General features: G+C 60.0%; 27 protein-coding genes and 1 other RNA gene. 14 read left to right on the plus strand and 14 right to left on the minus strand.

Annotated features, from left to right (window positions below):
• Window positions 1–155 precede the first annotated feature (155 nt).
• The 4 genes from ACA054_RS30895 (at window position 156) to ACA054_RS30910 (ending at window position 1,579) form a co-directional block, all read left to right on the plus strand.
• Entirely contained in the window at window positions 156–365 is a 210-nt protein-coding gene (locus tag ACA054_RS30895; RefSeq protein ID WP_007982902.1) for a TIGR02449 family protein, read from the plus strand.
• Entirely contained in the window at window positions 362–679 is a 318-nt protein-coding gene (locus ACA054_RS30900; protein ID WP_008055229.1) for a cell division protein ZapA, read from the plus strand. The genes ACA054_RS30895 and ACA054_RS30900 overlap by 4 nt, the downstream gene beginning before the upstream one ends.
• Before the next feature lie 30 nt (window positions 680–709).
• Window positions 710–888: non-coding RNA, 6S RNA (ssrS, locus tag ACA054_RS30905), on the plus strand.
• Between the two features lie 85 nt (window positions 889–973).
• Window positions 974–1,579 (plus strand): 5-formyltetrahydrofolate cyclo-ligase, encoded by a 606-nt coding sequence (locus ACA054_RS30910; protein WP_497687502.1) that lies wholly within the window; start codon window positions 974–976, stop codon window positions 1,577–1,579.
• A gap of 34 nt (window positions 1,580–1,613) precedes the next feature.
• Here ACA054_RS30910 and ACA054_RS30915 read toward each other — a convergent pair whose 3' ends face one another.
• Window positions 1,614–1,769, minus strand: coding sequence for a hypothetical protein (locus ACA054_RS30915; protein ID WP_497687503.1), 156 nt, complete (start codon window positions 1,767–1,769; stop codon window positions 1,614–1,616).
• Window positions 1,770–1,965: 196 nt separating this feature from the next.
• Here ACA054_RS30915 and ACA054_RS30920 point away from each other — a divergent pair, with 196 nt between their 5' ends.
• A complete protein-coding gene (locus ACA054_RS30920) occupies window positions 1,966–2,418 on the plus strand; it encodes an EVE domain-containing protein (protein ID WP_497687504.1) in 453 nt (150 codons plus the stop codon).
• Between the two features lie 126 nt (window positions 2,419–2,544).
• Here ACA054_RS30920 and ACA054_RS30925 read toward each other — a convergent pair whose 3' ends face one another.
• The gene (locus ACA054_RS30925) at window positions 2,545–2,952 is read right to left on the minus strand and encodes a flagellar basal body-associated protein FliL (RefSeq protein ID WP_497687505.1); all 408 of its coding nucleotides are present in this window, start codon (window positions 2,950–2,952) and stop codon (window positions 2,545–2,547) included.
• Between the two features lie 150 nt (window positions 2,953–3,102).
• Between ACA054_RS30925 and ACA054_RS30930 the strand changes: the two genes are divergently transcribed.
• Window positions 3,103–4,080, plus strand: coding sequence for an NADPH:quinone oxidoreductase family protein (locus ACA054_RS30930; RefSeq protein WP_497687506.1), 978 nt, complete (start codon window positions 3,103–3,105; stop codon window positions 4,078–4,080).
• Window positions 4,081–4,132: 52 nt separating this feature from the next.
• On the opposite strand, the gene ACA054_RS30935 is transcribed toward ACA054_RS30930, so the two are convergent.
• The gene (locus ACA054_RS30935; protein WP_497687507.1) at window positions 4,133–4,750 is read right to left on the minus strand and encodes an energy transducer TonB; all 618 of its coding nucleotides are present in this window, start codon (window positions 4,748–4,750) and stop codon (window positions 4,133–4,135) included.
• Window positions 4,751–5,080: 330 nt separating this feature from the next.
• Here ACA054_RS30935 and glpT point away from each other — a divergent pair, with 330 nt between their 5' ends.
• Entirely contained in the window at window positions 5,081–6,430 is a 1,350-nt protein-coding gene (gene glpT, locus ACA054_RS30940; protein ID WP_497637089.1) for a glycerol-3-phosphate transporter, read from the plus strand.
• Here glpT and ACA054_RS30945 read toward each other — a convergent pair.
• From ACA054_RS30945 to ACA054_RS30970, 6 genes are all read right to left on the minus strand, one after another.
• The gene (locus tag ACA054_RS30945; RefSeq protein ID WP_497687508.1) at window positions 6,406–7,074 is read right to left on the minus strand and encodes a gamma-glutamylcyclotransferase; all 669 of its coding nucleotides are present in this window, start codon (window positions 7,072–7,074) and stop codon (window positions 6,406–6,408) included. The two genes, glpT and ACA054_RS30945, sit on opposite strands and share 25 nt — an antisense overlap.
• 244 nt (window positions 7,075–7,318) lie before the next feature.
• Window positions 7,319–8,287, minus strand: a complete 969-nt coding sequence (locus tag ACA054_RS30950) for a CDP-6-deoxy-delta-3,4-glucoseen reductase (protein ID WP_497687509.1) — start codon at window positions 8,285–8,287, stop codon at window positions 7,319–7,321.
• Window positions 8,287–9,753: a 4-hydroxy-3-polyprenylbenzoate decarboxylase gene (gene ubiD / locus ACA054_RS30955; protein WP_497687510.1), complete on the minus strand. Its 1,467-nt coding sequence runs from the start codon at window positions 9,751–9,753 to the stop codon at window positions 8,287–8,289. Before ubiD ends, ACA054_RS30950 begins: the two co-directional genes overlap by 1 nt.
• A gap of 141 nt (window positions 9,754–9,894) precedes the next feature.
• Complete coding sequence (rho, locus tag ACA054_RS30960) at window positions 9,895–11,154, minus strand: transcription termination factor Rho (RefSeq protein WP_057712815.1); 1,260 nt, start codon at window positions 11,152–11,154, stop codon at window positions 9,895–9,897.
• A 246-nt stretch (window positions 11,155–11,400) separates the two neighbouring features.
• Window positions 11,401–11,730: a thioredoxin TrxA gene (gene trxA / locus ACA054_RS30965; protein WP_003206727.1), complete on the minus strand. Its 330-nt coding sequence runs from the start codon at window positions 11,728–11,730 to the stop codon at window positions 11,401–11,403.
• Window positions 11,731–11,851: 121 nt separating this feature from the next.
• Window positions 11,852–12,559, minus strand: coding sequence for a FadR/GntR family transcriptional regulator (locus ACA054_RS30970; protein ID WP_497687511.1), 708 nt, complete (start codon window positions 12,557–12,559; stop codon window positions 11,852–11,854).
• 256 nt (window positions 12,560–12,815) lie between these two features.
• On the opposite strand from ACA054_RS30970, the gene ACA054_RS30975 reads away from it, so the two are divergent.
• From ACA054_RS30975 to ppx, 5 genes are all read left to right on the plus strand, one after another.
• The gene (locus tag ACA054_RS30975) at window positions 12,816–13,601 is read left to right on the plus strand and encodes a transporter substrate-binding domain-containing protein (RefSeq protein ID WP_497687512.1); all 786 of its coding nucleotides are present in this window, start codon (window positions 12,816–12,818) and stop codon (window positions 13,599–13,601) included.
• A 22-nt stretch (window positions 13,602–13,623) separates the two neighbouring features.
• Entirely contained in the window at window positions 13,624–14,292 is a 669-nt protein-coding gene (locus tag ACA054_RS30980; protein WP_497687513.1) for an amino acid ABC transporter permease, read from the plus strand.
• Entirely contained in the window at window positions 14,289–14,939 is a 651-nt protein-coding gene (locus ACA054_RS30985; RefSeq protein WP_497687514.1) for an amino acid ABC transporter permease, read from the plus strand. The genes ACA054_RS30980 and ACA054_RS30985 overlap by 4 nt, the downstream gene beginning before the upstream one ends.
• Window positions 14,926–15,663 carry an amino acid ABC transporter ATP-binding protein gene (locus tag ACA054_RS30990; RefSeq protein WP_497687515.1) on the plus strand — a complete coding sequence of 246 codons (738 nt, stop codon included), beginning with the start codon at window positions 14,926–14,928 and terminating at the stop codon, window positions 15,661–15,663. Before ACA054_RS30985 ends, ACA054_RS30990 begins: the two co-directional genes overlap by 14 nt.
• A 217-nt stretch (window positions 15,664–15,880) precedes the next feature.
• The gene (gene ppx, locus ACA054_RS30995) at window positions 15,881–17,383 is read left to right on the plus strand and encodes an exopolyphosphatase (protein WP_497687516.1); all 1,503 of its coding nucleotides are present in this window, start codon (window positions 15,881–15,883) and stop codon (window positions 17,381–17,383) included.
• 244 nt (window positions 17,384–17,627) lie between these two features.
• Here ppx and ppk1 read toward each other — a convergent pair whose 3' ends face one another.
• Window positions 17,628–19,850 (minus strand): polyphosphate kinase 1, encoded by a 2,223-nt coding sequence (gene ppk1 / locus ACA054_RS31000; RefSeq protein ID WP_497687517.1) that lies wholly within the window; start codon window positions 19,848–19,850, stop codon window positions 17,628–17,630.
• A gap of 18 nt (window positions 19,851–19,868) precedes the next feature.
• Window positions 19,869–20,882 (minus strand): porphobilinogen synthase, encoded by a 1,014-nt coding sequence (hemB, locus tag ACA054_RS31005; protein WP_008015467.1) that lies wholly within the window; start codon window positions 20,880–20,882, stop codon window positions 19,869–19,871.
• 207 nt (window positions 20,883–21,089) lie between these two features.
• Here hemB and ACA054_RS31010 point away from each other — a divergent pair, with 207 nt between their 5' ends.
• Window positions 21,090–21,722 (plus strand): DedA family protein, encoded by a 633-nt coding sequence (locus ACA054_RS31010; protein ID WP_497687518.1) that lies wholly within the window; start codon window positions 21,090–21,092, stop codon window positions 21,720–21,722.
• On the opposite strand, the gene ACA054_RS31015 is transcribed toward ACA054_RS31010, so the two are convergent.
• On the minus strand, window positions 21,703–22,938 hold the full coding sequence (locus ACA054_RS31015) for a sterol desaturase family protein (protein ID WP_497687519.1): 1,236 nt from the start codon (window positions 22,936–22,938) through the stop codon (window positions 21,703–21,705). The genes ACA054_RS31010 and ACA054_RS31015 overlap by 20 nt on opposite strands.
• Window positions 22,939–23,053: 115 nt before the next feature.
• Between ACA054_RS31015 and elbB the strand changes: the two genes are divergently transcribed.
• Window positions 23,054–23,722, plus strand: coding sequence for an isoprenoid biosynthesis glyoxalase ElbB (elbB, locus tag ACA054_RS31020; RefSeq protein ID WP_497687520.1), 669 nt, complete (start codon window positions 23,054–23,056; stop codon window positions 23,720–23,722).
• A gap of 109 nt (window positions 23,723–23,831) precedes the next feature.
• On the opposite strand, the gene ACA054_RS31025 is transcribed toward elbB, so the two are convergent.
• Both ACA054_RS31025 and ACA054_RS31030 read right to left on the minus strand, forming a co-directional pair.
• The gene (locus tag ACA054_RS31025) at window positions 23,832–24,287 is read right to left on the minus strand and encodes a YaiI/YqxD family protein (protein WP_497687521.1); all 456 of its coding nucleotides are present in this window, start codon (window positions 24,285–24,287) and stop codon (window positions 23,832–23,834) included.
• A 90-nt stretch (window positions 24,288–24,377) separates the two neighbouring features.
• Window positions 24,378–26,273, minus strand: coding sequence for an FTR1 family protein (locus tag ACA054_RS31030; RefSeq protein WP_497687522.1), 1,896 nt, complete (start codon window positions 26,271–26,273; stop codon window positions 24,378–24,380).
• Between the last annotated feature and the right edge of the window lie 54 nt (window positions 26,274–26,327).

Genomic DNA, 26,327 nt, shown 5'->3' on the forward strand with positions numbered 1-26,327 from the left:
AAGGCCTTGTATCCTACATCGACTACCCCTGTAGGAGCGAGCATGCTCGCGATGAACCTGAGAACGCCGCGGGGTGACAGGTACCCAGCGTTATCGTTGACGACCATCGCGAGCATGCTCGCTCCTGCAGTCCAACCCATCAGACAGTGAAAACAATGGAAGACACCGACCTGCAAGCGCTGATGGCCAGACTCGAACTGCTGATTACCCGAGTCGAGCAACTTAAGAGCCAAAACGGACTCTTACTAGCTCAGGAAAAGACCTGGCGCGAGGAACGCGCGCACCTCATTGAAAAAAACGAAATCGCCCGGCGTAAAGTCGAGTCGATGATTTCGCGCCTCAAGGCCCTGGAGCAAGACTCATGAGTTCAAGCAATAGCGTCACCGTGCAGATCCTCGACAAAGAATATTCGATCATCTGCCCCCAGGAAGAACGCAGCAACCTGGTGAGCGCCGCTCGCTACTTGGACGGCAAGATGCGCGAAATCCGCAGCAGCGGCAAAGTCATCGGCGCCGATCGCATCGCCGTGATGGCCGCGCTGAATATCACGCACGACCTGCTGCACAAGGAAGAGCGGCCGGACATCCAGGCCAGCGGTTCGACCCGCGAACAGGTGCGCGACCTGCTCGATCGTGTCGATCTGGTGCTTGCCACTGATCCGGATGTCACCAAAGGCTGATTCGCGTCATCGCTTGCGGTATACTCTCATCACTCCCTGGGGTGCTTGCCAGTTGGCGATGTCCCTGAGCCGATTTGCTATACCCTGGAGGTCGCACGTTGGGCTGGTGTGCATGTCCGCTAGACGGAAAGCCTTAAAGCCTACTGCGTCTTCCACCTTGAACTTTCGGGTTCAAGGGCTAAGTCGACAGCGGTACATCCGGGGAGCCTGATTCCAGTCCGATGCCGGTTTTAATACCGGCATCGGCGTTTTTACAGTTACGCTTACGTAACCGTATTGCCGAAGCCCCAATCCATGACCGAACCTGCGCTGCTCCCTCGACCTCAACTTCGACGCATGCTGCGCAAGGCCCGCCGCGCACTGACACCCAGTCAGCAGCGCCAGGCCGCTCGCGGGCTGTACAAGCAATTGGCCCAGCAACCGCTGTTCCGCCGCGCCAGACACATCTCTCTTTACCTGCCTACCGACGGTGAAATCGATCCGCGCCTGTTGCTGCGTGCGGCTCAACGCCGGGGCAAGGCCACCTATCTACCGGTGCTCAGTGCCTGGCCGCGAACCAAAATGGTGTTCCAGCGGATTCGCCCCGGCGAAAAGCTCAAGTTCAATCGCTTCCGTATTCTCGAACCCAGGCACAACCTCGCCCGGCAACGCAAAGTCTGGGCGCTGGATCTGGTGCTGCTGCCATTGGTGGGGTTTGACGATGTCGGCGGACGCCTGGGCATGGGCGGCGGCTTCTATGATCGAAGCCTGGCCTACCTGGCGCGCCGCAATGGCTGGCGCAAGCCGACGTTGTTGGGGCTGGCCCATGAATGTCAGAAGGTCGAGCGACTGGCTCAGGCGAGCTGGGATGTGCCGTTGCAAGGAACGGTGACCGACAAGGCCTGGTATTACTCAGGCTAGACGCCACCGGGTCAGCGGCGTCGAAAAGCCAGGATCAGCGCTTGAAGGCTGTCGACTGTTGCTGCAATGGCGAGATTTCGACCGGTGCATCGGTATTGCTGACCCACAGGCTTTGGGCATAGCCAGTGGTCACAACGCCGAGGCCGAACAAAATAACCAAAATCCATAGTAAATCCGGTTTGCGTTTCATCGATTGCCCCCCAAAGGCATATCAACACGATGACAGCAGCGGTTTCCATTTGTAGGCCGTGCAGCAGCGTCAAGCTTGAAAGGCCGGCATTTTGCGACAACGTGAACCTGCACGCAAATGCTGGCGTCAACCGACTGTCGGTTTGTCATAAAATTGCCCGACAACCTCTCCACCCACTTCGCAAGGAGCCAGAACCATGGCCTATTGGCTGATGAAATCCGAGCCCGATGAACTCTCGATCAAAGGCCTGGAGCAGCTTGGCAAAGCGCGCTGGGACGGGGTTCGCAACTATCAGGCGCGTAACTTTTTGCGGGCCATGGCGGTGGGGGACGAGTTCTTTTTTTATCATTCGAGCTGCCCGGAGCCGGGGATTGCCGGGATTGGCAAGATTGTCGAAGCGGCGTACCCGGACCCGACGGCGCTTGAGCCTGAGAGCCATTACTACGACCCCAAGGCAACACCTGAGAAAAACGCCTGGAGCGCGATTGATGTCGCTCATGTGGAGACGTTTTCCAGGGTGCTGAAGCTGGATTATCTGAAACAGCAGGCGGCGCTGGCGGAGATGCCTTTGGTGCAGAAGGGGTCGCGGCTTTCGGTGATGCCGGTGACAGCGGAGCAGTGGGCGGCGGTGATTGCGCTCAAGCCGTAAGACTTGCGGCGACTATCAAATTGCTTTCGCGAGCAGGCTCGCTCCCACAGGGGGATCTTCAGTGAATGCAAATCCAGTGTGGGAGCGAGCCTGCTCGCGAAGAGGCCCGACAGGACAGCGAAAGCCTTACTGGATGATGAGGTTGTTGAACAACAAATCCTCAACCACCGGCTTGCCGGTTTCATCATTCATGATCTGCTGGGTTTGCTTCAGGGCTTCCTGACGCAACTTTTCCTTGGCCTCGACATTGTTCATCGTCTCGGTGGACTGCTGGGCAAACAACGCCACCAGTTGATTGCGAATCAGTGGCTCGTTGGCCTTCACAGCCTTGGTGGCCTCGTCTCCGGTCACACGCAATGCCACATCGGCCTTGTAGACCTTGAGCTTCGGCGTGCCATCCAGCCCGTAATTACCCACGAACGGCGGGCTCAAGGTGACGTAATTGACCTTCGGCGCCACCTCTTCCTTGGCTTCTTCGGCCACCGCTGCCACAGGCAGAGACAGGGCCAGCAACAACATGATCCACGCTTTCACAATTCGCTCCTTATCCGGTTTGCGGCCTAGCATAACCACCCGCCACGCCAGTACAAGCTTATAGCTGACTATCAGGGCCGGGCATGCTCGTTGACCCGTCGACTCACACACCTACACTTATCGGCCATCACTCCCAAAGGAATAGCCCTGATGAAAGCCGTGCTGTGCAAAGCCTTCGGCCCTGCCGAATCGCTGGTGCTGGAAGACGTCGCCAGTCCTGTCGCGAAGAAGAACGAAATCCTGCTGGAGGTGCACGCCGCCGGGGTGAACTTCCCCGACACGCTGATCATCGAGGGCAAGTACCAGTTCAAACCGCCCTTCCCGTTTTCCCCGGGCGGTGAAGCCGCCGGCGTAGTCAGTGCAGTGGGCGAGAAGGTCGGCCACCTGAAAGTCGGCGACCGGGTCATGGCCCTGACCGGTTGGGGCAGTTTTGCCGAACAGGTCGCGGTGCCGGGTTACAACGTGTTGCCGATCCCGCCCTCCATGGACTTCAACACCGCCGCCGCCTTCAGCATGACCTATGGCACCTCGATGCACGCCCTCAAGCAACGCGGCAACCTGCAACCCGGCGAAACCCTGCTGGTACTGGGCGCCTCCGGCGGTGTCGGCCTGGCGGCGGTGGAAATCGGCAAGGCCATGGGCGCCCGGGTGATCGCTGCGGCCAGCAGCGCGGAAAAGCTCGCCGTGGCCAAGGCTGCGGGCGCTGATGAACTGATCAACTACAGCGAAACCAGCCTCAAGGACGAAATCAAACGCCTGACCGAAGGCCAGGGCGCCGACGTGATCTACGACCCGGTGGGCGGCGACCTGTTCGACCAGGCCATCCGCGCCATCGCCTGGAACGGCCGCCTGCTGGTGGTCGGTTTTGCCAGCGGACGCATCCCAGAGCTGCCGGTGAACCTCGCACTACTCAAGGGCGCGGCAGTGCTCGGGGTGTTCTGGGGCTCGTTTGCCCAACGCCAGCCGCAAGACAACGCCGCCAACTTCCAGCAATTGTTTGGCTGGTTTGCCGAAGGCAAGTTGAAGCCGCTGGTGTCACAGGTGTACCCACTGAGCAATGCCGCGCAAGCCATCAATGATCTTGGCCAGCGCAAGGCGGTCGGGAAGGTGGTGGTGCAAGTTCGCTGAGCTGAAAAAGCGGTCTGAACGCGGTTCAGATCGCTCTTTTGCTGGCCGAAAACTAAAGTAACTTGCGAATTTCCACGGGTAGCAAACTCGTGTATTTGCGGGCAGGGCTGATACGGCACTCCCTGACAATAATAGGCACGCGCTTATTCATGTTGGCGATCCACGCCAGACGTTTTTCGTTCGGCAACTGAGTGATGTGGAACACGTTCGAAAGATAAGCCCTGGTGTAACCAAACACTGCTGAATCAACCCAAGCATGCTCCGGAACATCCTTCAGAGCCTCATTGAGGTCACCACACCTCAACGTTTTTAACCACTGGTTGGTGTGGATTGGCGAATCCAGATCCAGCCGGAAGGTCATTGGCGCAACCACTTCCCGTTCGGTGAATGTATCGCTATCCACTGCCCAGGGTTTGAATCGCCATTGCTCGACTGCAACCCTGCTTGCTTCGGCCAGATCAGGATGGTCGCTTTGCAAAATGCTCACCTTGCCGACCGAACCATCGGCATAGGCCGTGAAACGAACCCGGACATCACCGGTTATCCCGGCCCGTAGCAGTGCCGACGGATAAATCGGCTTGGGGTTGTGCTCCGGTATCAGAAACACGTCACCCGCTCTGCTTTGTACAGACAACACCAACAGCAGCACCACGCCCATAGCCCACCGCATAACGCCTCCCCTTCGCACCCTGCATTGCCAGACCTGGCCGCTAGACAAAGGGTAAAGATCGAAGGCTTTGGGCTGAAGGTCATGGCTTCCGGTAAAAGCGCAGGACCTTTCCCAAAGACCTGCCCTATTCCATCCAGATCAGGCGAATAAAAGAGGCGAGCGGTAACGCTTCCTACACCGCCCTTCATTTACGTCTGAGCGACATGTTCATAAAGGAATGCTCGCTTTCCAACATTTCCGCTGTTTAGCCGATGAGATCCGATGCTATTTTCGGTAACGAAACTGTAACATTCGCATCCGCAGTCAAAACAAGAAATTTGGAGCTCTTGAATGTTTGCTTTCTTTCGTCCTGCCACACATCAGGCTCCACTGCCTGAAGAAAAAATAGACAGCACTTACCGACGCCTGCGCTGGCAGATCTTCGCCGGTATCTTTATCGGCTATGCCGGCTACTACCTGCTGCGCAAAAACTTCTCCCTGGCCATGCCTTATCTGATCGAAGAGGGTTACACCCGGGGAGAACTGGGCGTGGCGCTGTCGGCGATTGCCATCGCCTACGGCTTGTCCAAGTTTCTGATGGGCATCGTGTCCGACCGTTCCAACCCGCGCTACTTCCTGCCGTTTGGCCTGATGGTCTCGGCGGCGGTGATGTTCACGTTCGGTTTTGCACATTGGGCGACGTCCAGCGTGACCATCATGTTCGTCCTGCTGTTCATCAATGGCTGGGCGCAGGGCATGGGTTGGCCGCCGAGTGGGCGGACTATGGTGCACTGGTGGTCGCAGAAGGAACGCGGCGGCGTAGTGTCCCTGTGGAACGTGGCGCACAACGTAGGCGGCGGCTTGATCGGCCCTTTGTTCCTGCTGGGCATGGGCCTGTTCAACGACTGGCATGCCGCGTTTTATGTACCGGCGGCGGTGGCCATGGCCGTGGCGGTGTTTGCCTTCATCACCATGCGCGACACCCCGCAATCGGTTGGCCTGCCGCCGATCGAGAAGTACAAGAACGACTACCCGGAAGGGTACGACGCCAGCCACGAAGAGGAATTCAGCGCCAAGGAAATCTTCGTCAAGTACGTACTGCGCAACAAAATGCTGTGGTACATCGCCCTGGCCAACGTCTTTGTCTACCTGCTGCGCTACGGCGTGCTGGACTGGGCGCCGACCTACCTCAAGGAAGCCAAGGGTTTCACCGTGGACAAGACGTCATGGGCGTACTTCTTCTACGAGTGGGCCGGTATTCCGGGCACGCTGCTGTGCGGTTGGATGTCGGACAAGATCTTCCGTGGCAACCGAGGCCTGACCGGCATGGTGTTCATGGCATTGGTGACTGTGGCGACGCTGGTGTACTGGCTCAACCCGGCCGGCAACCCAACGGTCGACATGATTGCGTTGGTCTCCATCGGCTTCCTGATCTACGGCCCGGTGATGCTGATCGGCCTGCAGGCACTGGAGTTGGCACCGAAGAAAGCCGCCGGTACGGCTGCGGGCTTCACCGGTCTGTTCGGTTACCTGGGAGGATCGGTCGCGGCCAGTGCAGCGATGGGCTACACCGTGGACCATTTCGGCTGGGATGGCGGTTTCGTCTTGCTGATCGGTGCCTGCCTGCTGGCGATGGCCTTCCTTGCGCCGACGTTGTGGCACAAGCAGGTCGCCAGTCAGAGCCGCGAAGCACTCGCTTGATCGTCCTTTGATTTACAGCGCTTGAGCCGCGCCTCCAGATTCCGGTCTGGCATGGCGTGGCTACGCAGGGCGTGAGCGGTCTGCTCGACATAATCGCGAGTGGTGCCGTAACGCCCGCAAGCGTTTTCAAACACGTGGCTCAGTACATGATCCGGCAAGTTGCCGGCATAGCTGGGCAAGTGCCGCTCCAGGACAAATCCCAATGCCTGAACCTGAGTGCCATCTTCGAGCCTGCAGTTGAGCCAATGTGGGCGGTAGGATGGGAATGGCATCTCACGCTTCCATAGCGCGTACAACGAAGCGTCCAGCTGTTCTTCCGGCAAACGATAGGCGAAGCCGCTGCAGGAGCCGCCGCGATCCAGACCGAATACCAGCCCGGGCATTTCCGGCGTGCCACGATGTTCGTGGGACCACAGGTACAAACCGCGATGGTAGCCATGCACTCGCCCGCGAACGCGCTCGACCGCTGTGCACTCAGGGCGCCATATCAGCGACCCATACGCAAACAGCCACACCGGCCCACCCTTGTGGCGTGCCATGGTCGATTGCATCGAGCTGAGCAATTGTTCGTGAGTGAGCTGCGGCCCCAGATCGAGCTGCGGAGGGTAAGCCAGGTTCAAAAACGAAGATTCTATGGCGCTCATGGCGAATAGCGTTCAGCTCCCCGCGGGTGATGAATTACTTAATAGAACGCACCGCTGCAACAATAAGGCACATATGTTTTCAAGTAATTGAAGCGCCTTGGCGCAACTCTTAATTAATTACTTGAATGAGATATAACCTACCGACATTTATATGATTTTATAAATACCGATCGGCTATATAGAGAGTTATATGCCCCAACTTTGTAGGAGCGAGCATGCTCGCTCCTACAGAGGGGGGACGACATCAGGAGCGAGGGGCGTAGGCAAATACATCGGCGCGCATCTGGTGGGCGTCCATCCCCGCCTCGACCAGTGCATCCAGGGTGCCGTAGACCATGGCCGGCGAGCCACTGGCGTACACGTGCAGGGCTTTCAGATCGGGAAAATCTTCGCAGACCGCTTCATGCAACATGCCGCAGCGTCCCTGCCAGCCGCATTGATCGCTGACGACTTTATGCAGGAACAGGTTGGGCAGTTTCAGCCACTCATCCCAATGTTCGACCTCATAGAAGTCTTCAGGACGACGCACGCCCCAATACAGATGCACGGGATGCTTGAAGCCTTGCGCACGGCAATGTTCGATCAGGCCATGGACCTGGCCCATGCCAGTGCCTGCGGCGATCAGCACCAGCGGCCCCTCCGGCAACTCGGCCAGGTGGGCATCACCGAACGGCATGTCGACACGCACCATCGTGTTGCGCTGCAGCTGCTCGATCAGGTTGAGCGCACTGGCCTCGCGCGCCAGCACATGGATTTCCAGGTCACGCCCGCCGGAGGGTGCCGAGGCCAGGGAGAAAGACGACTTCTCGCCGTTGTCGCGATGGATCATCAGATACTGGCCCGCGTGATAACGCGGCGGCTTGCCGGCGGGCGCCCGCAGCCGCACCCGCCAGGTATCGCCACCGACCTCGGTGCAACTGGTGACCTGACACGACAGACTGCGCACCGGCAATTCTCCCAGCGCGAGCACGCCATCCCACAGCACAATGCAGTCTTCCAGCGGCTCTGCTATGCAAGTGTAGAACTCGCCATGGTCGCGCACGAGACCTGACTGCTCGACGCGCCCTTCCACCAGCAGTGCAGCGCACACATGGCAATTACCGTTGCGACAGCTTTGCGGGCATTCATAGCCCAGGCGGCGTGCGCCATCGAGAATCCGCTCGCCGGGCAAGATATCCAGCACTGCTCCGGAGGGCTGCAAGGTTACACGCATCAATCTATTCCTAACTGATTCCAGATGGCATCGATCCGCTGGGTCACGGCGTCGTCCTTGACGATCACACGGCCCCACTCGCGCGTGGTTTCACCCGGCCATTTATGCGTGGCATCGAGTCCCATCTTCGAACCCAGGCCGGAAACCGGCGAGGCGAAGTCCAGGTAGTCGATCGGTGTGTTCTCGATCATCACCGTGTCGCGCTTGGGGTCCATGCGCGTGGTGATGGCCCAGATCACATCGTTCCAGTCCCGTGCGTTGATATCGTCGTCGGTGACGATAACGAACTTGGTGTACATGAACTGTCGTAAAAACGACCAGACACCGAGCATTACCCGCTTGGCGTGACCCGGGTACGACTTCTTCATGGTCACAACGGCCATGCGGTACGAGCAACCTTCGGGTGGCAGGTAGAAGTCGGTGATCTCCGGGAACTGCTTCTGCAGGATCGGCACGAACACTTCGTTCAGCGCCACACCCAGGATCGCCGGCTCATCCGGTGGACGGCCCGTGTAGGTGCTGTGGTAGATCGGCTTGATCCGGTGGGTAATCCGCTCGACGGTAAACACCGGGAAGCTGTCGACTTCGTTGTAATAACCGGTGTGGTCGCCGTACGGCCCTTCATCGGCCATCTCGCCCGGATGAATCACGCCTTCGAGGATGATTTCGGCGGTCGCCGGCACTTGCAGGTCGTTGCCACGGCACTTGACCAATTCGGTACGGTTGCCGCGCAGCAGGCCGGCAAAGGCGTACTCGGAAAGGCTGTCTGGCACCGGGGTCACGGCACCGAGGATGGTCGCCGGATCAGCACCCAGCGCCACGGCTACCGGGAACGGCTGGCCAGGATGTTTCTCGCACCATTCACGGTAATCCAGCGCGCCGCCTCGGTGACTCAGCCAGCGCATGATGACCTTGTTGCGGCCAATCACTTGCTGACGGTAGATGCCGAGGTTCTGCCGGTCCTTGTTCGGACCTTTGGTGACCGTCAGGCCCCAGGTGATCAGCGGCGCGACGTCGCCTGGCCAGCAGGTCTGCACGGGCAACGTCGACAGATCGACGTCGTCGCCTTCGACGACCACTTCCTGGCAGATCGCATCTTTGACGACCTTGGGTGCCATCGAGATGATCTTGCGGAAGATCGGCAGCTTGGACCAGGCGTCTTTCAGCCCCTTCGGCGGTTCGGGCTCCTTGAGGAACGCCAGCAACTTGCCGATTTCACGCAGCTCGCTGACCGCTTCGGCGCCCATGCCCAACGCAACGCGCTCGGGAGTGCCGAACAGGTTGCCGAGCACGGGAATGTCAAAACCCACAGGTTTTTCGAATAGCAGGGCCGGGCCCTTGGCGCGCAAGGTGCGGTCGCAGACCTCGGTCATTTCGAGCACTGGGGACACCGGAACCTGGATGCGCTTGAGTTCACCGCGCTTTTCCAGCCCGCTGATAAAGTCGCGCAAGTCGCGATACTGCATGCGTGAGCCTCGTGTTGGCCGTGGCGTTCGGGGGCAGGCAGTTTAGCGCCGAACCTGATGCTTCAGAACCACGAACTACGGGTTGATCAAAAATCAGATAGCAAAAAGCCGGGTTTCCCCGGCTTCTGCTGGTCTATCGACTTACTTGCGCTTCATCGACAGGAAGAACTCATCGTTGGTCTTGGTCGTTTTCAGCTTGTCGACCAGGAACTCGATGGCAGCGATTTCGTCCATCGGATGCAGCAGCTTGCGCAGGATCCACATGCGCTGCAACTCGTCGTCTGCCGTCAGCAACTCTTCGCGGCGGGTGCCGGAGCGGTTGATGTTGATGGCCGGGAACACGCGTTTTTCAGCGATACGGCGATCCAGAGGCAGCTCCATGTTGCCGGTGCCTTTGAATTCCTCGTAGATCACTTCATCCATCTTCGAGCCGGTTTCAACCAGCGCGGTGGCGATGATGGTCAGCGAGCCGCCTTCTTCGATGTTGCGCGCTGCGCCGAAGAAACGCTTTGGTTTCTCCAGGGCGTGGGCATCGACACCACCGGTCAATACCTTGCCGGAGCTCGGGATCACGGTGTTGTAGGCACGTGCCAAACGGGTGATGGAGTCGAGCAGGATCACCACGTCCTTCTTGTGTTCGACCAGGCGCTTGGCCTTCTCGATCACCATTTCGGCAACCTGCACGTGGCGGGTTGGCGGCTCGTCGAACGTCGAGGCAACCACTTCGCCGCGCACTGTACGCTGCATTTCGGTTACTTCTTCCGGACGTTCGTCGATCAACAGCACGATCAGATGAACTTCAGGATTGTTACGAGCGATGTTCGCCGCGATGTTCTGCAGCATGATCGTTTTACCGGCTTTCGGCGGTGCAACGATCAGACCGCGCTGGCCTTTACCGATCGGGGCGCACAGGTCGATGACTCGACCGGTCAAGTCTTCGGTGGAACCGTTACCGGCTTCCATCTTCATGCGCACGGTCGGGAACAGCGGGGTCAGGTTCTCGAAGAGAATCTTGTTTTTCGCGTTTTCCGGACGGTCGAAGTTGATCGTGTCGACCTTGAGCAGCGCGAAATAACGCTCGCCTTCCTTTGGAGGGCGGATCTTGCCAACGATGGTGTCACCGGTGCGCAAGTTGAAGCGACGGATCTGGCTCGGCGAGACGTAGATATCGTCTGGGCCGGCGAGATAGGAAGCGTCAGCAGAGCGAAGGAAGCCGAAGCCGTCCTGGAGAATCTCCAGCACGCCATCACCGGAGATTTCCTCGCCGCTTTTCGCGTGCTTTTTCAGCAGGGAGAAAATCACGTCCTGCTTGCGCGAACGGGCCATATTTTCTATGCCCATCTGTTCGGCCAATTCGAGCAGTTCGGTAATCGGCTTTTGCTTGAGTTCAGTCAGATTCATATAGGAATGACGTAATCATTTATGGAGGGGGGAAATTAAGCTTTTGGCTTAATGAGGCCGCGCCGCGGAGAAGGCGACAGGATCGCGTACTTATTCGAAAGGAGAGCGTCGGCGACGGCTAGCAGGGGGCAATGGAGAAACCAGTGCGGGGCCGAATGTACCACCTGAATTTCGGAGCGTCTAGCCCTTCACAACGAAAAAAGCCCCGCTATTTGCGGGGCCTTTTCTGACACGCTGCAACGACGCTTAGATGTTGGCGTCGAGGAAAGCCGCCAGTTGCGACTTCGACAGTGCGCCGACCTTGGTCGCTTCAACGTTGCCGTTCTTGAACAGCATCAGCGTCGGGATACCACGCACGCCGTGCTTGGCGGGGGTTTCCTGGTTTTCGTCGATGTTCAGCTTGGCAACGGTCAGCTTGCCTTTGTAGGTCTCGGCAATTTCGTCCAGGACAGGAGCGATCATTTTGCAAGGGCCGCACCACTCAGCCCAGTAGTCGACCAGTACAGCGCCTTCAGCCTTGAGTACGTCGGCCTCGAAGCTAGCGTCGCTAACGTGTTTGATAAGATCGCTGCTCATGGAATTCTCCAGGGTTGTAAGCAAAAAAACGTGGCCCATCATAGCCGCCCTTCCCTCGTTCAGGAAGGTGCAGATGATTGAGTCTCGCTATGGTGTTACATGAGTTTGGGTATAGCTCAGGTCACGCCGTGGCGGGAGCGACGAACGCGATTCCGGTGCGCAGCGCCGCGTTACGCACGTGTTCGTGCATGGCCTTTTGCGCAGCCCCCGAGGCCCGGCGCGCCAGCGCGCGAAGGATTTTGCGGTGCTCCTGCCAGGTTTCCATGGCCCGTTCGGCCCGGATGAACGGTAGCTTCTGGCTTTCCAGGAAGATGTCGGCGCTGGCCGTCAGGATGCTCAGCATCGCCTGATTGCCGCTGGCCAGCAAAATGCGTCGATGAAATTCAAAGTCCAGGCGGGCCGCCGCTTCGAAGTCGCCGCACTTGAGCTCGTTGCGCATGGCGGCGACGTTATCTTCCAGTGCATCGAGCTCATCGGTACTCAAGGTCACGGCCGCCAGCCCCGCAGCGAAGCCCTCCAGCGCATAACGCAACTGGAAGATATCCAAGGGCGAAGCCTGTGCCGCGAACGGCCAACCGGGCGCGGCCTCGCCTCGCGGTAGCTCTACAGGCGACTGCACGAACACGCCTTTACCCGGCTGGATACTGATGACACCCAGGGCGCTGAGCGATGACAGAGCCTCGCGCAATGACGCCCGACTGACCCCCAGTTGCACCGCCAGGTCCCGCTGCGAGGGCAAGGCATCCCCCGGCCCGAAACCCTGTTCGGTGATCAGTTTGCGGATGGCTTGCAGCGCCACTTCAGGTACGGCGCGAGAGATCGAATTCATGGTTTTCCAGTCGTACCAGGCCAATGTGCGGTCAGTTGTAAAGCTATTCGAAGCGCCCGGCAAGTCGTGCCCCATGGGGGTTCGGTAACTTTAACGACTGCGCCATCGGGGTGCGAAACGCCACCTGACTGTTCAGACCAGTAAGACCGTGCGACGCCAGCAAAACCGCGGCCTGGCGGGCCGCAAATGCCATGTTGGCATGGCCCATGCTCTGTCGATCCGCAGAAATCACTTCTCGAAGATCCGGAGACTTGCCATGACCCAGCGTTACAGCGCCCTCCTCGCAGCCTTGTTCGCCAGCCTCGTGCTGAGCCAGGCACCCGCCCATGCCGACGCTCTGGAGGATGTGGTCCAGCGCGGAGTCCTCAAGGTCGCCGTACCGCAGGACTTCCCGCCCTTCGGCTCGGTCGGCCCCGACATGAAGCCGCGCGGCCTGGACATCGACACCGCCAGACTGCTGGCCGACCAGCTCAAGGTCAAACTCGAACTGACCCCGGTCAACAGCACCAACCGCATCCCGTTCCTGACCACCGGCAAGGTCGACCTGGTGATCTCCAGCCTCGGTAAAAACCCCGAGCGCGAAAAAGTCATCGATTTCTCCCGCGCCTACGCACCCTTCTACCTCGCGGTGTTCGGTCCTCCAGACGCCGACATCAAAAGCCTGGATGACCTCAAGGGCAAAACCATCAGCGTCACCCGTGGTGCCATCGAAGACATCGAACTGACCAAAGTCGCCCCCGAAGGCGTGACCATCAAGCGTTTCGAAGACAACAACTCGACCATCGCCGCTTATCTGGCCGGGCAAGTGGACCTGATCGCCAGCGGCAACGTGGTGATGGTCGCCATCAGCGAGAAGAGCCTGAAACGTGTGCCGGCGCTGAAAGTGAAGCTCAAGGACTCGCCGGTCTACGTGGGCGTGAACAAGAACGAGCCGGCGCTGCTGGACAAGGTCAACCAGATCCTCGTCACCGCCAAGAGCGACGGCGCGCTGGAGAAAAACGCCCTGGCCTGGCTGAAAGAACCGCTGCCGGCCGACCTCTGATCCGGCGCGCAGGAGACACGCTATGGCTTATCAGTTCGATTTTTTGCCGGTGGTGCACAACACCGATCTGCTGCTGCGCGGTGCGCTGTTCACCCTTGAGCTGACGGCCATCGGCGCGGTGCTGGGGGTGGGCTTGGGCATCGTCGGGGCGCTGGTACGGGCGTGGAACATCCGCCCCTTCGCCGGGATTTTCGCGGTCTACGTCGAGTTGATCCGCAATACGCCGTTCCTGGTGCAGTTGTTTTTCATCTTCTTCGGCCTGCCGTCACTGGGCGTGCAGATTTCCGAATGGCAGGCCGCCGTGCTGGCGATGGTGATCAATCTGGGAGCCTACTCGACCGAGATCATCCGTGCCGGCGTCCAGGCGATCCCTCGAGGCCAGCTGGAGGCCGCGGCGGCACTGGCGATGACGCGCTTCGAAGCCTTCCGCCACGTGGTGCTGCTGCCAGCGCTGGGCAAGGTCTGGCCGGCCCTGAGCAGCCAGATCATCATCGTCATGCTCGGTTCGGCGGTCTGTTCGCAGATCGCCACCGAAGAGCTGAGCTTCGCCGCCAACTTCATCCAGTCGCGCAACTTCCGCGCCTTTGAAACCTATGCCCTGACCACGCTGCTCTATCTGTGCATGGCCTTGTTGATCCGTCAGTTGCTGAACTGGATCGGCCAGCGGTTCATTGCAAGGAGCAGCCGATGAGCGATTTCACTTTTTGGGACATCGTGCGCAACCTACTGACGGGCCTGCAATGGACACTGGCGTTGTCGCTGGTGGCGTTCGTGGGCGGCGGGCTGATCGGCTTGTTGATCATGTTGATGCGCCTCTCGAACAAACCCCTGCCGCGCAGCTTTGCCCGCACCTACATAGAACTGTTCCAGGGCACGCCGCTGTTGATGCAGCTGTTCCTGGTGTTCTTCGGCGTGGCGCTGGCCGGGGTGGAGATTTCGCCATGGGCCGCGGCGGCAATCGCCTTGACGTTGTTCACCAGCGCCTATCTGGCGGAGATCTGGCGTGGCTGCGTCGAATCGATCCCCAACGGCCAGTGGGAAGCCTCGTCGAGCCTGGCGCTGAACCCTCTGGAGCAACTGCGCTACGTAATCCTCCCGCAAGCGTTGCGCATCGCCGTGGCGCCGACCGTGGGCTTCTCGGTGCAAGTGGTCAAGGGCACTGCCGTGACCTCGATCATCGGTTTCACCGAACTGACCAAGACCGGCGGTATGTTGGCCAACGCCACCTTTGAGCCCTTCATGGTCTACGGCCTGGTCGCCCTCGGCTACTTCCTGCTCTGCTACCCCTTGTCCCTCAGTGCGCGCTACCTGGAAAGGAGACTGCATGCCTCTGCTTAGAATTTCCGCCCTGCATAAATACTATGGCGACCACCATGTGCTCAAAGGCATCGACCTGAGTGTCGAGCAAGGCCAGGTGGTGGCGATCATCGGTCGCAGTGGGTCGGGCAAGTCGACCTTGCTACGCACCCTCAACGGCCTGGAGTCGATCAACGATGGCGTCATCGAAGTCGACGGCGAATACCTCGACGCCGCCCGTGCCGACCTGCGCAGCTTGCGGCAGAAGGTCGGGATGGTGTTTCAGCAGTTCAACCTGTTCCCGCACCTGACGGTTGGTGAGAACGTGATGCTCGCGCCGCAGGTGGTGCAGAAAGTACCGAAAAGCAAAGCCGCCGAGCTGGCCCGGGAGATGCTGGAGCGCGTGGGCGTGGGAGAGAAATTCGATGCCTTTCCGGATCGACTGTCCGGCGGACAGCAACAGCGCGTGGCAATCGCCCGAGCTTTGGCGATGTCGCCCAAGGTGTTGCTGTGCGATGAAATCACCTCGGCGCTGGACCCGGAGTTGGTCAACGAAGTGCTGAGCGTGGTTCGGCAACTGGCCAAGGAAGGCATGACGCTGATCATGGTTACCCATGAGATGCGTTTTGCCCGGGAGGTTGGGGACAAGTTGGTGTTCATGCATCAGGGGTTGGTGCATGAAGTGGGGGACCCGAAGGAGTTGTTTGCTAATCCGCGGACGGTGGAGTTGGCGAATTTCATTGGGACGGTTGAGGCGGCGGGCTGACAGATCTGCCGTGCCGGTGATGCCCTCTTCGCGAGCAGGCTCGCTCCCACAGGATCGAGTGAACACCGAAGATCCACTGTGGGAGCGAGCCTGCTCGCGATTGACCGCGTAGCGGTCACCGACTTCCATGCACTGGATCAAGGCTTTGAACACAACGCGTTGGCGGCAGCCTGTGATCGTGGCACGATGTCGAGGTTATCGACCGAGACCCCTGACCATGCCGCAATCCCAAGCCAAGAATCTGTCTCTGATCGCCGCAATCGACCTGGGCTCCAACAGCTTTCACATGGTCGTGGCCAAAGCCCAGAACGGCGAAATCCGTATTCTCGAACGTCTCGGGGAGAAGGTTCAGCTGGCCGCCGGTATCGACGACGAGCGCAAGCTCAGCGAAGAATCCATGCAGCGCGGGCTCGATTGTCTGAAACGCTTCGCCCAACTGATCAACGGTATGCCCCCGGGCGCCGTGCGGATCGTCGGCACCAACGCCCTGCGTGAAGCCCGTAACCGCAACGAATTCATCCACCGCGCCGAAGAAATCCTCGGTCACCCGGTGGAAGTCATCTCCGGTCGTGAAGAAGCGCGCCTGATTTACCTCGGCGTATCACACACCCTTGCCGACACCCCGGGCAAACGCCTGGTGGCCGACATTGGCGGCGGCAGTACCGAATTCATCATCGGGCAGAGATTCGAGCCATTGTTGCGCGAAAGCCTGCAAATGGGTTGCGTCAGCTATACCCAGCGTTATTTCAAGGACGGCAAGATCACCCCGGCCCGCTACGCCCAGGCGTACACGGCGGCGCGGCTGGAGATCATGAGCATCGAACACGCCCTGCACCGCCTGACCTGGGATGAGGCCATCGGCTCCTCGGGCACCATCCGCGCCATCGGCCTGGCGCTGAAGGCGGGTGGCCACGGCAGCGGCGAGGTCAACGCCCCGGGACTGGCCTGGCTCAAGCGCAAGCTGATCAAGCTAGGCGACGTCGACAAGATCGACTTCGAAGGCATCAAGCCGGACCGTCGGGCGATTTTCCCGGCAGGCCTGGCCATCCTCGAAGCCATTTTCGATTCCCTTGAATTGCAACGCATGGACCACTGTGAAGGCGCGCTGCGCGAAGGTGTGCTCTATGACCTGCTGGGACGCCATCATCATGAAGACGTGCGTGAACGCACCCTGACCTCGCTGATGGAGCGCTATCACGTCGATCTGGAACAGGCGGCGCGAGTCGAACGCAAGGCCTTGCATGCCTTCGATCAGGTGGCCAAGGACTGGGACCTGGAAGACGGCGTCTGGCGCGAACTGTTGGGCTGGGCGGCCAAGGTGCATGAAGTGGGCCTGGACATTGCCCACTATCAGTACCACAAGCACGGCGCCTACCTGATCGAACACTCGGACCTGGCCGGCTTCTCCCGCGAGGACCAGCTGATGCTCGCGCTGCTGGTCCGCGGTCACCGTCGCAATATCCCCAAGGACAAATTTGCCGATTTCGGTGATGACGGCATCAAGCTGATTCGCCTGTGCGTGCTGCTGCGTTTCGCGATCCTGTTCCATCACATTCGCGGCACCCAGCAAATGCCCCAGGTAGAACTGAACGCCTTCGGCAACAGCCTGGAAGTGGTGTTCCCGGAGCACTGGCTAGACGAAAACCAGCTGACCCAGGCCGACTTCGAGATTGAAGCGCAATGGCTGACCCGCGTGGATACCGTACTGACCGTGCGCTAGCCCCGTCCCGGCTGCTGGGGGCTTTTGTGGCGAGGGGATTTAGCGAAACGTCGCACCGCCCCGCTCGGCTGCGAAGCAGTCGTAAATCCGGTCTACTCGATGCGTCTGAACGAATGCTGGGGGCCGCTTCGCGACCCAACGGGGATAAATCCCCTCACCACATAAATCCCCTCACCACAGGTGTATAGCCAAATAAAAAAATGGCGATCCGCAGGGATCGCCATTTTTTTACCTCATGCCGGTGTTACCTAACGGCCAGGATCGGGCTACCCAACCGCTCCAGCAAGGTAGCCTGGGCACTGCGCGGGTTCTGGTTACCGGTCGGCGTATTGCGGATGTAACGGCCGTCCGACTGCAGGCTCCAGCTGTGGGTGTTATCGGTGAGGTACAGCTCCAGCTCTTTCTTGACCCGCATGATCAGCTTCTTGCCTTCCACCGGGAAGCAAGTCTCGACGCGCTTGTCGAGGTTGCGCTCCATCCAGTCGGCACTGGACAGGAACATCTGTTCATCGCCGCCATTGAGGAAGTAGAAGACCCGGGTGTGCTCCAGGAAGCGCCCGATGATCGAGCGCACATGGATATTGTGCGAAACCCCGGCGATGCCCGGCCGCAGGCAGCACATGCCACGCACTACCAGATCGATGCGCACGCCCGACTGGCTGGCTTTGTACAGCGCGCGGATGATCTTCGGATCGGTCAGCGAGTTGAACTTGGCGATGATGTGCGCCGGCTTGCCCTCGAGGGCGAACTGGGTTTCGCGGGCAATCATGTCGAGCATGCCCTTTTTCAGGGTGAACGGCGCATGCAGCAGCTTCTTCATGCGCAGCGTCTTGCCCATGCCGATCAACTGGCTGAACAGTTTGCCGACGTCTTCGCACAGGGCGTCGTCGGAGGTCAGCAGGCTGTAGTCGGTGTACAGGCGGGCGTTGCCGGCGTGGTAGTTACCCGTGCCCAAGTGCGCGTAACGCACGATCTCGCCCGCTTCGCGGCGCAGGATCAGCATCATCTTGGCGTGGGTCTTGAAGCCGACCACACCGTAGATCACCACCGCACCTGCCGCTTGTAGACGGCTGGCCAGTTGCAGGTTGGACTCCTCATCGAACCGCGCGCGCAATTCGATCACCGCGGTGACTTCCTTGCCGTTACGCGCCGCGTCCACCAACGCATCGACGATTTCCGAGTTGGCGCCGGAGCGATACAGGGTCTGACGCACCGCCAGCACGTGCGGGTCTTTGGCGGCCTGGCGCAGCAGGTCGACCACCGGCGTAAACGATTCGAACGGGTGCAGCAACAGGATGTCCTGCTTGCTGATCACGCTGAAAATGTTCTCGCTGTTTTGCAGCAGTTTCGGGATCTGCGGGGTAAACGGCAGGTACTGCAGCTCGCGCTGGCTGTCCAGACCAGTGATGCTGAACAGACGCGTCAGGTTCACCGGGCCGTTGACCTGATAAAGCTCGGTCTCGCTCAGGTTGAACTGCTTGAGCAGGTAATCGGACAGCTGTTTCGGGCAGGTATCGGCTACTTCCAGTCGCACCGCGTCGCCATAACGACGGGAGAACAGTTCCCCGCGCAGGGCGCGCGCCAGGTCTTCGACGTCTTCGGAGTCCAGTGCCAGGTCGGCGTTTCGGGTCAGGCGGAACTGGTAGCAGCCCTTGACCTTCATGCCCTGGAACAGGTCATCGGCGTGGGCGTGGATCATCGACGACAGGAACACATAATTGTCGCCAGCGCCGCCGACTTCTTCCGGCACCTTGATGATGCGCGGCAGCAGGCGTGGTGCCGGGATGATCGCCAGACCGGAGTCGCGACCGAAGGCATCGATGCCTTCGAGCTCGACGATGAAGTTCAGGCTCTTGTTGACCAGCAACGGGAACGGGTGTGTCGGGTCGAGGCCGATCGGGGTGATGATCGGGGCGATTTCGTCGCGGAAATAGCGGCGGACCCAGGTCTTGAGCTTGGTCGTCCAGTTACGGCGACGGATGAAGCGGACCTGATGCTTTTCCAGCTCCGGCAGCAGAATGTCGTTGAGGATCGCGTACTGACGGTCAACGTGACCGTGCACCAGTTCACTGATGCGGGCCAGGGCCTGGTGCGGTTGCAGGCCGTCGGCACCTGCCTGTTCACGGGCAAAGGTGATCTGCTTCTTGAGGCCAGCGACGCGAATCTCGAAGAACTCGTCCAGGTTGCTGGAGAAGATCAGCAGAAACTTCAGCCGCTCCAGCAACGGGTAGGACTCGTCCAGTGCCTGCTCCAGCACGCGGATATTGAACTGCAGTTGCGACAGCTCACGGTGGATGTACAGGCTGCTGTCATCCAGGCCGGGAACGGCAATCGCTGGCGCTGCCACTGCGGGCTCGACGACCGCCGCGGGCGGAGCTGGCTCCAGCTCCGGCAGGGTCTCGTCGACTTGCTCCACCACAGGTTGAGCGTCTTTTACGGCAACGTCAGTGAGTACTTCGGTATTCATCGAATGTTCCTGGGAGGGCTATTTTTGCTCTCGTAACAATTGAGCAGCACGAACGGCAAAATACGTGAGGATGCCATCAGCGCCTGCGCGTTTAAAAGCGGTCAGGGATTCGAGGATAACCCCTTCGCTCAACCAGCCATTCTGGATCGCCGCCATGTGCATGGCGTATTCGCCACTGACTTGATAAACAAAGGTCGGCACTTTGAATTCTTCTTTGACCCGGCAGAGGATGTCCAGATATGGCATGCCTGGCTTGACCATGACCATGTCTGCGCCTTCTGACAAGTCAGCCGCCACTTCGTGCAGGGCTTCGTTGCTGTTGGCCGGGTCCATCTGATAGGAGGCCTTGTTGGCCTTGCCCAGGTTCAGCGCTGAACCGACCGCATCGCGGAACGGGCCGTAATAGGCACTGGCGTATTTCGCCGAGTAGGCCATGATCCGCACGTTGACGTGACCGGCCACTTCAAGGGCCTCGCGAATCGCCTGGATGCGACCGTCCATCATGTCCGACGGCGCGACTACCTGGGCGCCAGCTTCGGCATGGGACAGGGCTTGCCTGACCAGTGCGTCGACGGTGATGTCGTTCTGCACATAGCCTTCTTCGTCGAGAATGCCGTCCTGGCCGTGGGTGGTGAACGGGTCCAGCGCGACGTCGGTGATCACCCCCAGTTCAGGGAACTGCGCGCGCAGGGCGCGGGTGGCACGCTGGGCTATGCCTTCCGGGTTCCAGGCTTCGGCGGCGTCCAGCGATTTGAGTTCTGCCGGGGTCACCGGGAACAGCGCCAGCGCCGGAATCCCAAGCTCGACCCACTTGGCCGCTTCTTCCAGCAACAGGTCGATGGTCAAGCGTTCGACGCCCGGCATCGAGGCCACCGCTTCGCGACGGTTTTCACCGTCCAGCACGAACACCGGCAGGATCAGGTCATCGACGGTCAGGACGTTTTCACGGACCAGTCGACGCGAGAAATCGTCACGACGGTTGCGGCGCAGGCGGGTGGCTGGAAACAAACGATTGGCGGGGGTAAAGCTCACGGCAGACTCCTGAGCCCGCGCAGACGGGCGAGCGTGACAGTTATAAGCGGCCATTATGACGAACACATTACAGTTGTGCGCACCCTGTGACAGGTAGCCGCATTCCATTGTCCTTGTAGGAAATGTTCACGTCGAGACACATTTGGACACTTTCATGAATGTGTGCGAAGGGTTAGGCTGCGCGTTCATTTCGCCAGCACCCAGACAATGCTCCAACAATTTCTGCATGACTTCGGCTACTTTGCCCTGTTTCTCGGCACGTTCTTCGAAGGCGAAACCATCCTGGTGCTCGCGGGCTTCCTCGCGTTTCGAGGATACATGGACATCAACCTGGTGGTGGTCGTGGCGTTCTTCGGCAGCTATGCCGGCGATCAGCTGTGGTACTTCCTGGGACGCAAGCACGGGCGCAAGTTGCTGGCACGCAAACCGCGCTGGCAATTGATGGGTGACCGGGCGCTGGAGCACATCCGCAAGCATCCGGACATCTGGGTCCTGAGCTTCCGCTTTGTCTATGGCCTGCGCACCGTGATGCCAGTGGCGATCGGCCTGTCGGGCTATCCACCGGGCCGTTATCTGCTGCTAAACGGGATTGGCGCGGCGATCTGGGCCACCGCACTGGCGGCGGCGGCCTATCACTTTGGCGCGGTACTGGAAGGGATGCTCGGCAGCATCAAGAAGTACGAGCTGTGGGTGCTCGGTGCCCTGCTCGTCCTCGGCCTGGGCCTGTGGCTGCGCCGGCGGTTCAAGAATGCTCGCCTGGCCAAACAGATCTATGCCGACGAACAAGCCCTGAAGGCCGAACAGCACAAGTCCGGCGGCCCTAAGACGCCAGTCGAGTAAAGCGGTTTCTGCAGCAGTAAAGCCCGATACCGCTGATCAGACTGTAACTGAGCAGGCCGACCCAGCCCACCGCGCTGGCCGGCCACAGCCCGACCAGCGGTGCCAGCCATACCAACGGCACATTCGATGCCAGCCGCAACAACTCCAGCTTCAGCGCCCACGGGCGATTCTCCAGGGCCACGCCCAAGACGAACAGGCCCAACGCCACCGCCCCCCAGCCCAACACCAACGCGGACGTCGACAGACTGGGCGCAAGATTCATCAAATAACTGCCCAGTGCGATGTAGGCGCAGAACTGCAACAGGACGTAGAGCTGCTGACGCCCATCAAGCGGCACTTCAAATTTGCGGAACTGGCTCAGGTCCGGTTTGTTCATCGGGTACTTGGCCGCCACATCCGCCGGCCGCCAGCCGGTGCGCATGAACCAGATCCGCAGCTTGTCCCAAGTGCTTTCGGCACGCCGCGCATCCGCCCACAACTGTGCGTAGAACTGCACGTTGGCCCACACCGGGTTCCAGCTCGCCAGCGGCGTGGTCACACCGAAAATCACCGGCTCGTTGTCGTCCTCTTCCTGGAACGAGCCGAATAGACGGTCCCAAATAATGAACACGCCGCCGTAGTTGCGATCCATGTAGAGAGCGTTCTGTGCATGGTGAGCCCGATGATTGGATGGCGTGACGAAAAACCACTCGAACCAGCCGAGCTTGGGAATGTGCCGGGTATGCACCCAGAACTGGTACAGCAGGTTCAACGCCGCGACGCTGACGAACACCAGCAACGGCACACCGACGACGGCCATGGGCAGGTAGAAGATCCAGCTCAGCAGGAACCCGGTACTGGTCTGGCGCAGGGCGGTGGAGAGGTTGTAGTCCTCGCTCTGGTGATGCACCGAATGCGCGGCCCAGAGAATGTTGCGCTCGTGGCCCATGCGGTGCAGCCAGTAGTAGCAGAAGTCATAAAGGACGAAGGCGAAAATCCACACCCAGACGTTGTCGGCCGAGAGCTCGAACAGCGCCAGATACTTGAGGGCAAACGCATAAGTCACCAGCCCCACGCCTTTGGTCAGCAGGCCCGTGGTGGTCGACAGCACCCCGGTGCTGATGCTGTTGATCGCGTCCGCCAGCCGATAGTTGCTGACCCCGCGCCAACGGTCGGCCAGCAGCTCGACAGCGATCAGCACAAAGAAAAACGGCACCGCATACAGAATGAAGTCCATGACGCGCCCTGATCGGAATCTTGAGGACAGATCCTATGTGTAGCCTCGAATTATCCCTATGGCAACGAGTGACAAATTAGTGGACATTTAACGCCATGAATCTGGAGAAAAGCCCATGAGCAAAAAAGTTGCAGTGATCCTTTCCGGTTGTGGCGTATACGACGGCGCCGAAATTTACGAAAGCGTGATTACCTTGCTGCGCCTGGACCAGCGTGGCGCGCAGGTGCAGTGTTTTGCACCCAATATCGCGCAGCTGCACGTGATCAATCACCTGACCGGCGAAGAAATGCCCGAGTCGCGCAATGTATTGGTGGAGTCGGCGCGAATCGCCCGTGGCGAGGTCAAGGATATCCGTGAAGCGAACGCCGAGGAGTTCGACGCGCTGATCGTTCCCGGTGGCTTCGGCTCGGCCAAGAACCTCTCCAACTTCGCCATCGAAGGTACCGGCTGCACTGTTCAACCGGACGTCTTGGCCTTGACCGAAGCCTTTGCCGAGGCCGGCAAACCGGTCGGCCTGATCTGCATCTCGCCCGCCCTGGCGGCGAAAATCTATGGGCCCGGTGTGACGTGCACCATTGGCAACGATGCAGAGACGGCAGCAGCCTTGGACAAGATGGGTGCTACCCATAAGGATTGCGCAGTCAGTGACATCGTCGAAGACAAGGCGCGCAAACTGGTGACGACTCCGGCCTACATGCTGGCGCAGTCGATCAGCGAAGCGGCTTCGGGCATCAATAAACTGGTCGACCGAGTGCTCGAACTGACCCACGAAAACGACGCCTGACACTCTTCAAAAACTGTGGGAGCGAGCCTGCTCGCGAAAAACGTGAGGACGCCGTGTTCATCCAGGCAGCGCTCGTTATCGTTGACGTCCATCGCGAGCAGGCTCGCTCCTACAGTTTGCGGGTCAGCCTTGTAAGAATCCGATCCAGCGCATTGGCAAACGCCTGCTTTTCCCGCTCACCAAACGGTGCCGGCCCGCCGCTCATCTGCCCCTGTTCACGCAAGTCGGTGAACAGGTTACGCACAGCCAACCGATCGCCCATGTTCTGCGCATCGAACTCCTTGCCTCGCGGGTCCAGGGCGGCAACGCCTTTTTTCACCAACCGGTCGGCCAGCGGCACATCGCTGCAGATCACCAGCTCACCGGGGACCGCGTGCTCCACCAGGTAATCATCCGCCGCATCCGGACCGCTGGGTACCACGATCAACTTCACCAGGGCCAGGCCCGGCTTGATCTGCGGCTGACCCGCCACCAGCACCACTTCAAACCGACGCTTGAGGGCGAACTTGACCACCAGATCCTTGGCCGCCCGAGGGCAGGCGTCGGCATCGATCCATACGCGCATGTTTTTTTCCCTCTAAAAAGCTTCGCGAGCAGGCTCGCTCCCACAGGTTATACGCAAATCCTGTGGGAGCGAGCCTGCTCGCGAATGCTGTTAAGCCGTTACCCGCCGCTTCTCGGCCACCCAACTGCGACCATACAGCACAATGATCGCAACGATCGCCACAGCCTGAGCCGTCAGCGAATACGCATCCGCATGAATCCCCAGCCAGTCGAACTCAAAGAACGGCACCGGCCGCGTGCCGAAGATCCCGGCTTCCTGCAACGCTTTCACGCCATGACCGGCGAACACCACCGACAAGGCACAGAGCAGACCGGCGTTGATGCTGAAGAACAGCGTAAGCGGCAGTTTCGCCGAGCCGCGCAGAATCACCCACGCCAGACCGACCAACAACACCAACGCCGTCGCACCACCGGCCAGCACTGCGTCATGGCCCGCTGGCCCGGCCTGCAGCCACAGGGTTTCGTAGAACAGGATCACTTCGAACAGCTCGCGATACACCGAGAAGAACGCCAGGATCGCAAAACCGAAACGCCCACCACCACCCACCAGGCTGCTCTTGATGTAATCCTGCCAGGCCGCGGCATGACGACGGTCGTGCATCCACACACCCAGCCACAACACCATGACGCTGGCGAACAGCGCCGTTGCGCCTTCCAACAGTTCGCGCTGCGAGCCGCTGACATCAATCACATAAGCCGCCAGCGCCCAGGTACCCAGACCGGCCAACAGCGCCAGGCCCCAACCGACGTTGACACTGCGTACCGCCGACTGTTGGCCGGTGTTACGCAGGAAGGCGAGGATCGCCGCCAGCACCAGGATGGCTTCCAGGCCTTCGCGCAGCAGAATCAGCAAACCGGAAATGTAGCTCAGGGACCAACTCAAGCCATCGTTGCCCAACAACCCGGCAGACGCCTTCAGCTTGGCCTTGGCCGCCTCCAGGCGCTGTTCCACCTGCTCCACTGGCAGGCCGTCCTGCAACGACTGACGGTAAGCCATCAGCGACTTTTCAGTGTCTTTGCGCACGTTGGCATCGACGTTGTCGAGGGAGCTTTCGACCAGCTCGAAGCCTTCCAGGTACGCCGCGACCGACAGGTCGTAGGCCTGATCGTGATCGCCTGCGCGGTAAGCCGCGACGCTCTTGTCCAGGGTGGTGGCGGTGTAGTCGAGCAACTGCGCCGGGCCACGCTTGGCCTGCGGCGGCTGAGCCCGTTGCGCGCGGAAAGTCGCGGCGGCCTGCGGGCCGTCGGCGGCCTGCACTTCGGCCGGGGTCTGGCGGGCCAGATCGGCAATGTCATAGGTCTTGTCGCCGCTGGCGGTCGCCGCATCGGCACTGAAGCTGGCGATGTAAGTGGCCAGGTCCCAGCGCTGACGATCATCCAGCTGATCGCCAAAAGCCGGCATATCGGTGCCTTCGACCCCCAAGCCCACCGTGTTGTAGATCGCGTAGAGGCTCAGGTGATCCAGGCGCGCGTTATCACGCAAATTGGCCGGCGGCGGGGTCAGACCGACACCCGCCGGACCATCGCCAGCGCCTGTATCGCCGTGACACACCGAACAATGCTGGGCGTACAGTGGCGAGCCGCGAGTCGGGTCCGGGGTTATGATCGGGGCCTGGCTGACTTCATAGGCTACGGCCAGTTTCGCGCCGAGCTGGCGAGCCTGTCGGGCGACGTCTGCGCCATCCTGACGCGCAGTGAGTGCCTCGCGCAGCTTACTGACGCCCTGCTCCAGCCCGGCCTTTTCCGGTTTGGCCGGCATGGCGCCAATCAAGCCCTGCAACGCCTGAACGAACTCCAGTTGCTCGCGGTATTCGGATTCGTTGACGACCTTGCCGGCCTGCACCGCTTGCGGGTAGTCCGCGCCGATGTAATCAAGTAAATGCAGCGCTTGCGGTGCGCCCTCCACGGTGTTGGCCAGCAGATTAAAACTGCACAGGGCAAGCACCGGCGCTATCAGCCAGGCCAGTAATCGGGACGGGGCAATCATGAATGAATCTCAATTGGAAATACGAAGTAACATATTGTTCCCTCCCAATCACTT

The organism is Pseudomonas sp. LBUM1653 (assembly GCF_059716115.1).